Here is a 14920-nt window from a genome sequence, read left to right on the forward strand (position 1 = left end):
ATTGGAGCGAAGCGACTTGACAATTTAGTGTTATAACAGTTCGATTATCGGCGATTGCAAAGGCTAACACTTCGTCATCTGGAATACCTAAATTTGCGTTACCAGCTTCCTGTACAGTTAAAACATCATGTCCCATTGTTCTTAACAGTTCACTAACTTTACGTGGGAACATCTCATCAGCGTATAAACGCGCCATGATTTAAGCAACCTCATTAGCATGAATCGCAGCTTCAATTTCTTCAGGATAAGCATCTGCATATATCCAAGCATTAACTAAATCAGCCGCGCCAATATGAGGATAATCTTGCAAAATTTGGACTTCAGTAATTCCCAAGCGACGTGCTTCAACTAATAGCCAAATTGCAATACGAGTTCCAGCAATACAAGCTTCTCCACCACAAATACCGGGTGTTTTCGTGATCCCTTTTGCCCCGATGTTGATGGTTTGAGTTAGGCTTTGGATAATTGCCGCTTTTTCTGTTGGCAGTAGTGCGAGGATTTGATTTTCTAGTTCTTGGAGAGTCATAGCGTATCTTAGCTCAATTTTTATTGTACTTATTAACAAAGTTTAGGTGTTAAATCTCCGTTACAAAACGTGATTGCGTTAGTAAAAGCAGGTTTATGGGCAAACTACTTGAAATAAATAGCTGATTTAACAAGAGTTGATAAAGTATGAATACAGCAGTTGAGCCGATGGACAAGCTTTTGAACTATCGAATTAGCGAACAACTTTATGCAGGTTCTAGAACCTTAGTTTACCGTGCAATTCGAGAGCCCGATCTAATTCCGGTCGTTATCAAACTGCTCCAGCAGGACTATCCTACCTTCAACGAACTGCTGCTGTTTCGTAATCAGTATACGATCGCTAAAAATCTTGACTTACCCGGTATTGTTCATCCCTACAGCTTAGAACCTTATCGCAACAGCTATGCTTTGGTGATGGAGGATTTTGGCGGTATTTCCCTCAGAGATTGGATGAACGGAAGAATGGGGGATAAGCAATATAGTTTGACAGAGTTTTTGGAAATTGCGATCGCTCTGAGCAATATTCTTGACGGACTCTATCGCCATCGGGTTATCCACAAAGATATTAAGCCTGCCAATATCCTCATTAACCCGGATACTAAGCAAGTCAAGTTGATTGACTTTAGCATTGCCTCTCTTTTACCCAGAGAAACCCAGGAAATTCACAGTCCTAATGTCTTAGAAGGTACTCTCGCCTACCTTTCCCCGGAACAAACCGGACGGATGAATCGCGGAATTGACTATCGCAGTGATTACTATTCTCTCGGTGTTACCTTCTATGAATTGCTGGCTGGACACTTACCCTTCGAGTCTAACGATCCGATGGAGTTAGTTCATAGTCACATTGCAAAGCTTCCAGAAAAATTAGGAGGTAGGAGGGAAGAAGAGATTCCTGAAGTTCTTTGTGACATTGTGATGAAATTGATGGCCAAAAATGCTGAGGATCGCTATCAGAGTGCATTAGGGCTGAAATTTGATTTAGAAAAATGTTTGTCTCAATTGTCGGAAATTGGCTCGATTAAATCCTTTAAATTAGGTGAGCGGGATATTTGCGATCGCTTTATCATCCCAGAAAAGCTCTACGGCCGCCAAGTCGAAGTTAAAAACTTACTGGATGCTTTTGAAAGAGTCAGCCAGGGAAGCACTGAAATTATGTTGGTAGCAGGCTTCTCTGGTATTGGCAAAACTGCTGTGGTGAACGAAGTCCACAAACCAATTGTGCGACAACGGGGTTACTTTATTAAAGGTAAATTTGACCAATTCCAGCGCAACATCCCATTCTCTGGCTTTGTGCAAGCTTTCCGAGACTTAATTAGGCAACTGCTGAGTGAAACTGACACTCAATTTGAGCAGTGGAAGTGCAAAATTCTCTCTGCTTTGGGTGAGAACGGACAAGTGATGATTGAGGTGATTCCAGAACTGGAAAGTATGATTGGGAAACAGCCTCCTGCGCCGGAACTCTCTGGGAGTGCAGCCCAAAATCGCTTCAATTTGCTGTTTTTAAAGTTTACTCAAGTCTTCACTACTCTAGAACATCCATTGGTGATTTTTATTGACGATCTGCAATGGGCAGATTCTGCTTCTTTAAAGTTAATGCACTTATTAATGAGCGAAATTGACATCGGCTATCTACTGTTAATTGGTGCTTATCGAGATAACGAAGTCAACCCAGTACATCCGCTAATGCTGACTTTAGAAGAAATTCAGAAACTAAGCGCTACAGTCAATACAATTACCTTAGCTCCTCTTGATCAAACATCGGTAAATCATTTGGTTGCAGATACATTGAGTTGTTCCCTAGAGTTAGCTGTACCCTTAACAGAGTTGGTATTGAGCAAAACTAAAGGTAATCCTTTCTTCAGTACCCAATTTCTCAAAGTACTACATCAAGATCAACTAATTACGTTTAATTTTGACGGTGGTTATTGGGAATGTGATATTGCTCAGGTGCGAGCGATCGCTCTTACCGATGATGTCGTAGAGTTCATGGCAATTCAACTTAAAAAGTTGTCAACAGAAACTCAAGAAATTTTGAAATTAGCGGCTTGTGTGGGAAACCAATTTGATTTAGCCGCATTAGCGATCGTCCATGAAAAATCCCAGGTGGAAACAGCCGCAGACTTTTGGAAAGCTGTGCAAGATGGGTTGATTATCCCTACTAATGAAGTCTACAAATTCTATCAAGAGGAGTCAGAATGGACTACGCCCCACTTCTCTACGTTCGCACAGCGTGGCACAGAGAGACGCTACGCAAAGGCCAACAGAAATCAGAATTCAGAATTGAAGCAAGACAATTATCCTGATTCCTGCTCTTATAAATTTCTCCATGACCGCGTTCAGCAAGCTGCCTATTCTCTGATTCCTGAATCTCAAAGAAAAGCTACTCATTTAAAAATTGGGCAATTACTCTTAAATAATACATCACCGGAATTAATTGAAAACAGCATCTTTGATATTGTTAATCAGTTAAATGAAGGAATTGATATAATTCATGAACAATCCCAAAAATTAGAGCTGGCTCAACTTAATCTAATTGCTGGGAAGAAAGCTAAAGCTTCCACTGCTTATAAAGCGGCAGTAAAATATTTCACATTAGGGCGAGAATTACTAATAGAGGAAACTTGGCAACATAATTACAATCTCATCTTTGGTTTATATCGAGAATCTGCTGAATGTGAATATTTAACTGGCAACTTCAATCAGGCAGAAAAATTCTTTAATGTTGCATTAAGTAATAGTAGAGACAAGTTTGAAAAAGCAAATATTTATGGAACTCAGATGTACCTGAAAATGACTCAGGGCGAAAATATCGCAGATGGCATTAAAGCTGGTCTGAAAGCTTTAAGCATCATGGGTATGCATTTGCCTGTTACTTCTGAGAAACAACAAATTGCTATCGAAACTGAGATTAAAGAATTAAAAGCTAAACTTGCAGAAATTCGCACAGCAGATTTATTCGATTTGCCTGAGATGACAGATCCAGATAAAAAGATGTGTATGGGTCTTTTAGCCGACCTTTGGGCAGCAGCTTATATGGGAGGAGATCAAAACCTTAGTTGTTTGGCTCCTCTATTAATGATCAGTTTATCGTTAACTTATGGCAATGCCGAAAGTTCTGGTTTTGCTTACTGTCTCTATGGAATGAGTCTGGCAAATCAAAGTAGTTATCAAACTGCTTATGAGTTCGGTACATTAGCACTAAAACTTGATCGTCACTTCAATAGTACCCAATTTCTTTTTAAGACCAATAATATCTTTGCTCACACCATTAATCCCTATAATCAGCATTTAAAAACGAATTTACCACTTTCCCAGCAATCATTCCAAATCTGTCAAGAAACGGGAAATTTGGTATTTGGTGTTTGGGCAGTTTCGTTTTTGATTTGGGCGATGTTAATTAAGGGCGATCGCCTATCGGATGTTTACACGGAAACTGAAAAATATCTCAGCTACGTTCAACAGGTAAATGATGTCAATATGCTGTATGCATTTAGTTTACAGCGTCAGTTTTTGTTGAGCCTACAAGATATATCTAAAAACACCGATTTCTTAGATGATGACAATAGCGAAAATATTCCTTATATAGAAGTTTGGAGACAGAAAAATAACTTTGATCATGGAATTAATTGGTATTCTTTTCTCAAAATCCAATTATCTTATCTTTATGGTCGCTATGAAGATGCCATTCAAGCAGCAGAAGAGGCTGAGAAAACCCTTGCTTGTAATTCTGGTTTTTTCCCAATTATTCAGTATCATTTCTATTATCCACTCAGTTTAGTAGCCCTCTATCCCAATGCGACATTAGATCAGAAAAAGCAGTATTGGGACATTATTCAAGAACATCAACAAATCCAGAAAAACTGGGCGGATAATTGCCCCCAAAACTTTCTACATCGATATCTATTGCTGTCTGCGGAAATGGCAAGAATTTCTGGCAAGTATATGGATGCAATCGAGTCATACGATCGCGCCATTGCTCAAGCTAAAGAAAACGAATACATTAACGAAGAAGCTCTTGCCAACGAACTCGCCGCCAAGTTTTATTTAGAATGGGGCAAAGAACGCATTGCTCAAGAGTATTTGATTAATGCTTACTATTGCTATACACGCTGGGATGCTAAAGCCAAAGTCGATGACTTAGAACAGCGTTATCCACAACTGCTAGCGCCAATTTTACAACAGACGCGATTGCCATTCACATCCAATGAGACGATCGCAAATATTGACAGCGTTAGTACTTTCCATCCAAGTATTAATAAATCAGTAACATCTAGTAGCAATACATCAATAATGCTAGATTTGGCAACAGTTCTGAAAGCATCTCAGGCTCTCTCCAGTGAAATTGAGTTGGATAAATTACTTACAAAGCTACTGCAAGTGGTGATTGAAAATGCTGGAGCAGATAAGTGTGCATTACTACTGCTCAAAGAACATAGATTGTTAGTTGAGGCGACTGCTCAAGTTGGACAGCAATCAAAGGTGTTACAGTCCATTTTTGTGGAAGATAGCGCAGATGTTCCCCATAGCCTAATTTACGCCGTCAAACGTAGCCAACAACCTACTGTCATCCTTGATACAACACTACATCCGGTGCTGATAGCCGATCCCTACATCATTCGTCAGCAGCCCAAAAGCTTGCTGTGTACCCCGATTTTGCATCAAGGTAAACTCTTGGGGATTTTGTATTTAGAAAACAATTTGATTACTGGAGCATTTAGCAGCGATCGCGTCGAAATTCTCAATCTATTATGCACTCAAGCTGCAATCTCTCTGGAAAATGCCCGACTTTATCAGCAAGCACAAGATATTTTAGAAAACCTTAGACAGACGGAACAATTTTTGCGGTTAATTATCGATAATATCCCCCAGTCTGTTTTCTGGAAAGACCGCAATAGTGTTTATTTAGGCTGTAACCATAAGTATGCTCAAACTTTTGAGAATGGAGTGTCTGAAAATGTTATTGGTAAAACAGACTACGACTTTTCCTGGACTCGTGAGCAATCAGATTCTTTTGTAGAGTGGGATCGCCGCATTATGGAGTCTGGACAAGCTGAACTCAACATTATTGAAGCAGTGCAGCAAGCAGACGGTAAACAAATCTGGTCGAATACAAATAAAATTCCCCTAAAAGATAGAGAAGGAAACGTTTTTGGTATCCTTGGCACATCTGAAGATATCACCGAACGCCAGGAAGCGCAACAATTACTGCAACAGCAAAAGCAACAATTAGAACAAGCTTTGCAAGAACTGCAAATGATGCAATTGCAATTGGTACAGGGTGAAAAAATGTCTGCCCTTGGTAATCTCGTAGCAGGTGTCGCCCATGAAATTAATAATCCGATTGGTTTTATTGCTGGCAACTTAGAACCAGCTAAAGATTATGTCAAAGATTTGTTTGGACTAATTAATCTTTATCAAGAAAAATTTCCCAATCCTGGCTCAGATATTCAAGACGAAATTGATGCCATCGATCTGAATTATTTACGCCAAGATTTACCTAAATTGCTGGACTCGATGAAATTGGGTGTTCAGCGTATCCGCAGTATCAGTACCAGTTTGCGAACCTTCTCCAGAGCAGATAAGGATTATAAAGTTCCCTTTGATATTCACGAAGGTATTGACAGTACTATTTTGATTCTTAGACACCGTTTAAAAGCTAACGAAAACCGTCCGGCAATTGAGGTAGTCAAAAATTATGGCAAACTACCTCTAGTGGAATGCTTTGCTGGACAACTTAATCAGGTGTTTATGAACTTGTTAGCAAATGCCATTGATGCACTTGAACAATACAATAAAGAACGGAGTTTGGAAGCGATTCTAGCTAACCCCAATTGCATCACTATTCAAACCTGTGTAGCAGACTCAGGTCAGCATATTTTGATTAAGATTGCTGATAACGGGGTGGGGATGTCATCGGAAATCAAGCAACGAGTGTTTGACCATTTGTTCACCACTAAGCCTGTAGGACAAGGCACTGGATTGGGATTAGCGATCGCTCGTCAAATTGTAGTAGAAGGACATGGTGGTTCACTCTCCTGCACTTCAGAACTTGGACAGGGCACAGAGTTTGTCATTCAAATTTCTACTCAACAACAATAATGAGTGCTGAGTGCTGAGTAATTTCCAATTTACTCAGAGATGCTAGAGATTGTCCTTACAGATCATCTGAGTGCTGAGTAATTTCCAATTTACTCAGCACTTTTCATTCCATTCGCTTGGGCTTGGCGAAAAAAACTTGACATCAAAAAGCTCTAATAGTATATTTGTACTATTGAAATACTTAAGGACTTTCATCTGTGTGGATTGCGGATGCCTCAACTATTGAAGCAATTAAAAAACAATCTTGGGCAACTAAAAGAAAACTGCCGATTACGCCAACAGGAGAGCAAAATTAATGAGGCTATCTAAGGTAGACTTGAGTGGTTTAGTAGCGATCGCTCACTCTGATGGATATTTGCAGTTGTTGCTAGATCGAGGTGACGAACTAGAGTTTTTGGAAATTCCGGCACCGATACAAGCTTATGAAGGATTGCAACAACTGAACGAGGCAATCGCCCAAACGCCTGCACTACCTTTTGAAGAAGAACCAATTGCTATGTTACCAGTTAGCTCATCAATGGCGATCGCTGTAGGATATGATCGCGATGAACAAATTTTGCAAGTTGAGTTTCAAAGTGGATCTGTTTATCAGTACTTAGGCGTAGACGAGGATACTTGGGAAGATTTACACGCCTCTGATTCACTTGGCAGCTTTTTCAATCAAGAGATTAAAGGCAGATATGACTGCGATCGTCTAGATAATGCAGATTATACTATTGACTAATAACTGCGTGTAGAGTTTTCAATTGGTACGCGATCAAGTCTAGATATTCTTGTTGTTACCTAAAGCATTAACAAGATCATACACCAGTGGTATTTTCTTCAGAGACAATAGAGAAAGCCCACATAATCAAACGCAGTTATGACGACTACACTTGTTTCTGCTGTTAAACCAAAAGCCGAAGATAGTTTTGCCATTAGCTTTGCACCATTGTCTCTTGAAGAAATCTATGCCAAGTCTGATGATCCAGCCAACGGTGCTGTGGTTCTGATGAGTGGCGTAGTTCGCAATCAAACTGATGGTAAACCTGTAATTGCTCTAGAGTATCAAGCTTATGAACCTATGGCATTGCGGATATTTTATCAAATTGCTGCTGATATTCGCTTATCTACGTCTGACGTAAATCGGGTAGTGATTCATCATCGCACCGGGCGTTTGCAAGTTGGAGAAATTAGCGTTTTAGTAGCAGTGGGTTGTCCTCATCGGAGTGAGGCATTTGAAGCTTGCCAGTATGCTATTGATACCCTCAAACACAATGCACCTATATGGAAGAAAGAACATTGGGAAGATGGTTCTAGTTGCTGGGTAAGTATCGGTGCTTGCGAACAGTTAGCAGAAAATTGTTCTTAGACTAATTCTATGTAAGGCTGTGCTTTATTCACGTAGGGGCAATTCATGAATTGCCCCTACAGTCTATAGTTTTACATCAATATTTATATTCGCAAAATAACAATTTTTGTTGCATTTGTTTACAAAAACTACATTCATCTATTGAGGTTTGTAAATAATTTGTATTTCCACAAGGAATATTCCTTTAGACTGATCTTTAACTGAAAAATCTGGGAATAAACACAAATGCATTCGTTAAATATATTTTGTCACGAATTTGTAGTTGCTGTTTCCTTTGTAGCTTGCATTGTTGGACTGGTGTTACTGTTGGACAGTAAGCAACAAAAAAGTGACGTGGAAGAAACAGAAGTGATTCTGTTTAGAATGAGCTTTACTTATTGGCTAGTTTACTGTGTAGCTTTTGGCATAGAAAAAATAATTTTACCCGAATGGGCATCTGTAGTTATGACTTTGAAAATAACTACCGCTCTGTCATATTTCTTAACTTTTTCGTGTATTGTTAGTCTGCCACTACACAAATTTGCAGTCCACCGTGTTGAAGAATAGACATTGGGCATGGGGAACGATCAAGATTTCATTGCGATCGCTAATGCCGTTTCCAGTTCTGACTGCTCCAAAGGAGTTAAAATGAACACTTCTTGTACCGTCTTCCCCTGCCGTGCAATTACTTTATAGCCGCCGCGAATCGGTACTGAGACACGCAGTTGCATTTTTGGACAATGACCTCTTGCCCGCCCAATCACTCCCGGCGTTACCGTTTGGATGCCATCCTGCTGACAAAGACGTTCTAAAATTGGAATCAGACCAGAAAGGTGCGTCGAGTGATTCCAAACCAGTCTGGCAGCTTTTTGTGAAGCCGCCCGGAGGGAATCTGCGGTGGGTTTGCCCATAATAATTAAGCTGCTTCTAGAGGTGCCATTGTCAAACCTGCTCGGCGCAGCTGCTGGTGATAAAGTTCCGCAGGTTCTTGAGGGCCGACCCAAACGATCGCTTGACCTTCATAGTGTACCTGATTAGTCAGATCCCACGCGCGATCGCCACTCATCCCTGGAATATATTTCATCAAACATTCAGACACGTGTTGGAATGTATTAAAATCATCGTTTAATACAATCACTTTATAATTCGGATAAGTCTTACGGATAACTTGATTAGACCGTTCAGGAGCTATAGTTGGTGCTGTGGACATCCCGTAAACATCTGCTGAAAGTGTCATAACCATAAAACAATTGGTCAAGATAATTTTACAAAACTACACTACAAATAATTAGTTTAGTTCATTGTCTGGAGATTGGGGACTGGGGATTGGGAAGTTAGGAGTTATATCAGGTTTGGTTAAACACTTGTAATATTTGTAGGTTGGGTTAAAAAACGAAACTCAACATTTGATCCCTGTTCATTTTGGATTTCACTGCCATTCAAACGCCACTTGCTTCAAGCCGGGGAACCCGTCCAACGCAGTGGCTCCCCAACCTACATTGATAGATTTTATTACAAGTAATCACCCAAACTTGATATTAGGAGTTAGGTATTTTGTATTGCGAAGAATTCAATGCCCAATGCCCCATCCCCAATGCCCTATTTCCAATTATCCCAGTTTTCGTTAAAAATTGATGTATCGGGGAAGGCGGTGGGGTTGTTATTTTGTTGCAAAAGCCGTTTGAGTGCTTCTAGTTGTGGCTCTTGTTTGGGTAAATCATCGACTAGTTGGTAGGGTGCGATCGCATTTTTGATGGCAAAACTAGCAACAGTTCCTGCAGCCGCGCCAGCAGACCATTCAAAGGAATGGACTCGATAGGCAGCAGCAGCAATATGACTAGTAGCAATGCTTTTACCTCCTACCAGCAAATTATCAATTTTCTGGGGAATCATAGCCCTCAGAGCAATTTGGAAGGGATAAGCTTGACCAGCACCACGCCTTTCCCCTGGACGTTCTATATTACCAGGGGCTTCTGGGGGACTATTCACCATACAAGGATGAAAATCTATCGCGTAGTGACCAATACCTACAGAATCAGGAAAGATGGTAGAACGAGCCCGTCGCATTGCTTTGTCTGGTGAGATCTGGCCGCTAATTACAGATGTAGCTTCTAATCCTGAGAGCGCGGCTTTCAACTGCCGATACATATCTGCTGGAAGAGTTTTGCGGTAATACTCATCATTGTAATCTCGGCGAGAAATATCAATTTCCCAAATAGTAAAACCTCCAGGTTGTCCCCAACTGGGGCGGCCAATAATCCGCCGTCCTTCGCGCATATAGGGATATTTCGATAAGCCATGTACTGTTCCCATCGGAGAATTTAGTCCAGAAACAAAGCGGTTATTGCTTTGTTGCTGCTTTACACCATCCCCCAGTTGAGAATCTGTAGTCCCAGCTACCAACCAGTAATAGTACGAGAGGGCATTTTCCTCAGCATTGCGGAGGGTTTCTGTCCGCAGTCCCCCCATCCAGCCTCCTGGTTGTAACTGCCCAGTTCCTTGTAACTGTTGGCGACTGTAAACTAGGTTATCTCTAGCTGTTCCAGGGCGGTAGTCGTTACCCCAAGTCCAGTTTTGCATAGATATATCTCCTGGTGTCGCAGCAGTAAAACTGACACCACCGAATTTTGCTGGTTTCCCTTTATTTGGACTCCAAATGCGACGATAGGTGAAAACTAAATCAAAGTTAGCCAGTCGCGTTAATTCATAGCTAAAATATGGCGCATATTGTAAATAGAATGGGGGCATCGTCTGCGGTTGCGCTTCCTTAGTTGCCTCCATTGCAAAAGTGTAGGTAAATCCTTGAGGACAATAAGGATCGTTATTAGCGCTGGAAGCAGAAGGTTCTAGGTAAGAACGGGCATCAATGCCTAATCGATAGGGAACATCAGCAAGGGCAATAATTTCTCCAGTTTCGCTAGCATCTACGACGTACCATTTCGGAGCATCCCCTTTCGCTTCCTTGGGGAGAAAACGGAGAATAGTTTTAGTAAATCGAGATGAGTTTTCGTAACTATAAGAATCTTCAATACTTTGAGATAAAGTAAAGGTATTGAGAGGTGGTGCGCCTTTTGGTGGTTGATGTTGGATAGCGATCGCACCATTAATGATTTTGCCATCAGTAGCGATTTCCAAATCCTTAATTACTGTATTTGGAAACCATTGCAACTTCCCTTTGCCCTGCTTCTCGGCATCTTTGAGCATCTGGTTCAAAATGGCGTGAGCATCGCGGGGAAGAAAGCAGGAGTCACTTACCCAACAGTCACCGGGGTTAAGTTCACCGTATTTGCGCCCAATGCGGTTTCGCAATTCCAGGTAGCCGCGAGAATAGAATTTGAGAGCCCGTTGGGTTGGGCGTTCGTCTAACGCAGATGTCCCTTGAGAAGAAATTTGTCCTCCCAACCAGTCAGTAATTTCCGTCAGACAAACCGTTCGTCCTGCTAGCAACCCCTCATAAGCTGTGGCGACACCAGATAGTCCACCACCCACAACTAAAATCTCGCAGTTCACACTTTTATCTGGGGTTCTCGGTAGTGTAGCGATCGCCTTTGGCGTTGGCGTAGCCATCGCTCCATCAAATGCAACTAAGGTAGATATTAAATTGAAACCGATCAGCGATGTCAAGCTATAAGCTACTTTCTGTCTGTGCTTCATGGTTAGAAAACCGCTCCAAATCCTGTGTCACCTTGTAGAAGGTAGCATCCAGGAAATGTTCATCACAAGTTTATCAGAGTAAATATATTTAAATATAAGTTTTATACCTAAAATACCCAGTATGTCGGTAATATGTACCTTGAAGTTATTAAAACTCAGTTAACAGTGCTGATTACTGAGTACTTTTTTACTCATCTATTACACAATGACATACACAGCTATAGGACTCATATTTGATTTCTGAAAATATTCAGTACAACTCAAAGAGGCTTCTTAACTGTTGCCTCTTGCCTCTTGTCTCCTAATACGGTTCGGTTAAGACCAAAAAATAAAAATGTGTAGGTTGGATTGAGGGACGAAACCCAAAATTTTTTAGGGTTTCACTTCGTTCAACTCAACTTACAATATTATTAAGAGTAACTTAATAATGTTTAGCTGAAACTGTGCTGATTTGATCTATTTTTCTAAAATTAAAAACTGCTCTTGCTGAAAGTAGACAAGAGCAGTTTTTAATCGCAAAGCCCAAAACAATAATTTAGGCATCTTCAAGTTCAAATTGAGCTACCGTAACAGCATTAAAAGCGAATGCCAAAACTAAGGGCATCGGCGACTGAAGCCAAAAGGTAAAAAGAACAGCTATAATTGTGCCAATCACTGCTGACATCGACCACAATCTTTCTTCAAAGGTCAATCCCTTCTCAGCCTTAATCCCTCTGAGAACATTAACTGGGATTGGTTCTGGCATTACCCCACCCGGAGGGAAAGCCCAGAAGTTGTTACGTCGCTCAACAAATAAATCTGTCCAGCCATTTTCTTGGCACCATGCCTCAATCCATTGAAGTGAGTAATGATTCATCATCGGGTTTGGGAGTTCGGTTTGTAGAAGTTGTGTACTCGGTGAATGTAAACTCTTAGAGATTCCTGAAGAACTAACTAATCGCTATAAAATTAACGCTAATTATCCAATTTTTAAGCTTTGTTAAGCACTGGGAACGCTTATAATTGCGCTCAAACCTTACTTTCACTAATTAAAAGATTAGCAGTTGATGGCGGCTGTTTAATTTAAAAGACAATAAACTTTACTTGGAAAGTTGTAAGTCAAGAATTTTAATAAGTCGGTGAGTATTACTGCTTAATAAAATCCTTTATATCCTGAAATTCAACTCTAAAAATTAATAATTATGAACAAATAAACAAGTATTAGGCATCGTCTGTTGTAGATATTGTTTTATCCAGCAAAAATATTCCTTTAGAGTTAGGGATTTCAAATTTTCTCATTATTAAGAGTGATATTATGCTCCCCTTCTATGTTTTGCTAAAGCTTGCTTGATGTGACAAGTAATTTATACTCAATTATTGCGATCGCTATTTAGTAATTATCATCCTGCTTTAGTGCGAACGCTCCTAGATTTCGTTTCTCTACCCAAAGTCGGAGGCATAATTTTGCTCAAGGTGAAAAGCTTATGCCCTTTTTGCGTTACAAAATATTAAGCAAGGGAAATACACATCCCCCAAATCCAGTAGCAAGGCTGCGAGTCTCAATTAGAATCAGCCAGTCTTGCTAATATTCAAATGCGGTAAGCTTAAATGCAGCGATTAGACACCAAATTGACTCTCGATATGTTTTGGCGGCAAGGGTTGACGTTCCTTCTCGGAATTATTATCTGGTGCGTGGCTGACCCCGCGCTGGCAGTAGACTGGACTCATCCACTGTCATTTAGTAATGCAGAGTTGTCAAGACGTGATTTTTCTGGTGACAGTTTGCAAGCTGCGGAGTTTTCTAACGCCAATATGGAACTGGCTAACTTTTCAAACGCTGATCTGCGGGGAGCAGTTATGAGTGCTTCGGTGATGACAAAAGCAAATCTCCACGGAGCAGATTTAACTAATGCAATGGTCGATCAGGTAAACTTGACTAAGGCCGATTTGAGTGATGCAATTTTCAAAGAAGCTCTTTTGCTCCGTGCCATCTTTAATGATGTGAATATAGACGGTGCAGATTTTACAGATGCAATTTTGGATAGAGCGCAAATCAAAGAACTGTGTACAAAAGCCAGTGGTGTGAATTCCAAAACAGGCGTGCAAACTCGTGAATCTCTAGGATGTCAATGAAACGTGTTGGTGTAATTGGTGGTGGACAACTTGCCTGGATGATGGCGGATGCAGCACAGAAGCTAGGAGTAGAATTAGTAGTACAAACTCCAAGCGTTCACGACCCGGCCGTGTCAATCGCTCAGGAAACTGTCTTCGCGCCCGTTGATGACGCAATTGCTACGGAAATATTAGCTCAAAAATGTGATGTTATCACCTTTGAAAACGAATTTGTTAACCTACAAGCTTTATCTGTTTTAGCCCAGCAAGGTGTTTGTTTCCGTCCCAGATTAGAAGCTTTAGCTCCTCTTTTAGATAAATATCATCAGCGTTGCTATTTACGCGATTTAGGCTTACCAGTTCCGCAATTTTTTGCCCTTGAAGAGGTAGGAAATCTTAAATCAAAAATAGAATATCTAGGTTTTCCAGCAGTCTTAAAATCCCGCCGTCATGGTTACGATGGTCAAGGTACTTTCATAATTAAAGATTTTGCTACTTTAGAGCAAAAGTTAAGTTATGAAACTAAAACAAAACCTTTAAATAAATCACTTTTTTTGTTAGAAGAATTTGTCCCTTTTGAACGTGAACTAGCAATAATTGCAGCCCGTTCTGTGGAGGGAGAAATTGTCACTTACCCAGTGGTAGAAACTCAACAAGAACAACAAGTATGTCGGCGGGTGATTGCGCCTGTCCAGATTACACCCAATCAAGTAGCAGAAATCCAAGCGATCGCACATACTCTATTAAATAGCCTAGAAGTAGTGGGAATTTTTGGAATTGAGCTCTTTCTGGGTGCTAATGGCAAAGTGCTGGTAAATGAAATTGCGCCTCGTACCCACAATTCTGGGCATTTTTCTATTGATGCTTGTGAAACTTCTCAATTTGAACAGCATCTCAGGGCCGTTTGTGGTTTACCTTTAGGAAATCCAGCTTTGCAGTGCGCTGGTGCTGTGATGGTCAACCTGCTGGGGTATGAAAATTCTCACAGCGACTACCAAAGCCAGCGTCACCAAATAGCGGAGATTCCCCAGGCGCATCTTCACTGGTATGGGAAGACAGAATCACGTCCTGGGCGGAAGTTAGGGCATGTTACCGTTTTACTGGAGAATCAGAATAGAGAATCGGCAAGTGTCATCGCCCACACAATAGAATCTATCTGGTATCCCAAGTAAATATAGCAGAAACTTTCGATGTTGAACACACAACATCTTTTGAAAAGCT

General features: G+C 40.7%; 12 protein-coding genes. 6 read left to right on the plus strand and 6 right to left on the minus strand.

What is annotated here, in order from left to right; all coding sequences use genetic code 11:
* A partial coding sequence (locus GNF10_RS18935) for a DUF5615 family PIN-like protein (protein ID WP_185607200.1) occupies window positions 1–196 on the minus strand: 196 nt, incomplete at its 3' end.
* A gap of 3 nt (window positions 197–199) precedes the next feature.
* Complete coding sequence (locus GNF10_RS18940; RefSeq protein WP_185585790.1) at window positions 200–526, minus strand: DUF433 domain-containing protein; 327 nt, start codon at window positions 524–526, stop codon at window positions 200–202.
* A gap of 146 nt (window positions 527–672) precedes the next feature.
* Between GNF10_RS18940 and GNF10_RS18945 the strand changes: the two genes are divergently transcribed.
* The 4 genes from GNF10_RS18945 to GNF10_RS18960 all read left to right on the plus strand — a co-directional run bounded on the left by GNF10_RS18945 (window position 673) and on the right by GNF10_RS18960 (window position 8521).
* Window positions 673–6624, plus strand: a complete 5952-nt coding sequence (locus GNF10_RS18945) for an AAA family ATPase (protein WP_185585789.1) — start codon at window positions 673–675, stop codon at window positions 6622–6624.
* Window positions 6625–6919: 295 nt separating this feature from the next.
* A complete protein-coding gene (locus GNF10_RS18950) occupies window positions 6920–7348 on the plus strand; it encodes a KTSC domain-containing protein (RefSeq protein WP_185585788.1) in 429 nt (142 codons plus the stop codon).
* Window positions 7349–7486: 138 nt separating this feature from the next.
* The gene (locus GNF10_RS18955; RefSeq protein ID WP_163927527.1) at window positions 7487–7975 is read left to right on the plus strand and encodes a molybdenum cofactor biosynthesis protein MoaE; all 489 of its coding nucleotides are present in this window, start codon (window positions 7487–7489) and stop codon (window positions 7973–7975) included.
* A 225-nt stretch (window positions 7976–8200) separates the two neighbouring features.
* On the plus strand, window positions 8201–8521 hold the full coding sequence (locus tag GNF10_RS18960) for a hypothetical protein (RefSeq protein WP_185585787.1): 321 nt from the start codon (window positions 8201–8203) through the stop codon (window positions 8519–8521).
* Window positions 8522–8541: 20 nt separating this feature from the next.
* Here the strand turns inward: GNF10_RS18960 and GNF10_RS18965 are convergent, their stop codons facing one another.
* The 4 genes from GNF10_RS18965 to GNF10_RS18980 all read right to left on the minus strand — a co-directional run bounded on the left by GNF10_RS18965 (window position 8542) and on the right by GNF10_RS18980 (window position 12467).
* Complete coding sequence (locus tag GNF10_RS18965; protein ID WP_185585786.1) at window positions 8542–8865, minus strand: DUF2103 domain-containing protein; 324 nt, start codon at window positions 8863–8865, stop codon at window positions 8542–8544.
* A gap of 5 nt (window positions 8866–8870) precedes the next feature.
* On the minus strand, window positions 8871–9197 hold the full coding sequence (clpS, locus tag GNF10_RS18970) for an ATP-dependent Clp protease adapter ClpS (RefSeq protein WP_094348337.1): 327 nt from the start codon (window positions 9195–9197) through the stop codon (window positions 8871–8873).
* Between the two features lie 356 nt (window positions 9198–9553).
* Window positions 9554–11608: an FAD-dependent oxidoreductase gene (locus GNF10_RS18975; RefSeq protein WP_185585785.1), complete on the minus strand. Its 2055-nt coding sequence runs from the start codon at window positions 11606–11608 to the stop codon at window positions 9554–9556.
* A gap of 535 nt (window positions 11609–12143) precedes the next feature.
* Window positions 12144–12467 carry a hypothetical protein gene (locus GNF10_RS18980; RefSeq protein ID WP_185585784.1) on the minus strand — a complete coding sequence of 108 codons (324 nt, stop codon included), beginning with the start codon at window positions 12465–12467 and terminating at the stop codon, window positions 12144–12146.
* A gap of 761 nt (window positions 12468–13228) precedes the next feature.
* On the opposite strand from GNF10_RS18980, the gene GNF10_RS18985 reads away from it, so the two are divergent.
* Complete coding sequence (locus GNF10_RS18985; protein WP_185585189.1) at window positions 13229–13720, plus strand: pentapeptide repeat-containing protein; 492 nt, start codon at window positions 13229–13231, stop codon at window positions 13718–13720.
* A complete protein-coding gene (locus GNF10_RS18990; RefSeq protein WP_185585188.1) occupies window positions 13717–14871 on the plus strand; it encodes a 5-(carboxyamino)imidazole ribonucleotide synthase in 1155 nt (384 codons plus the stop codon). The genes GNF10_RS18985 and GNF10_RS18990 overlap by 4 nt, the downstream gene beginning before the upstream one ends.
* Window positions 14872–14920: the final 49 nt, after the last annotated feature.

Source organism: Nostoc sp. UCD121 (genome assembly GCF_014222285.1).
Classification (GTDB): domain Bacteria; phylum Cyanobacteriota; class Cyanobacteriia; order Cyanobacteriales; family Nostocaceae; genus Nostoc.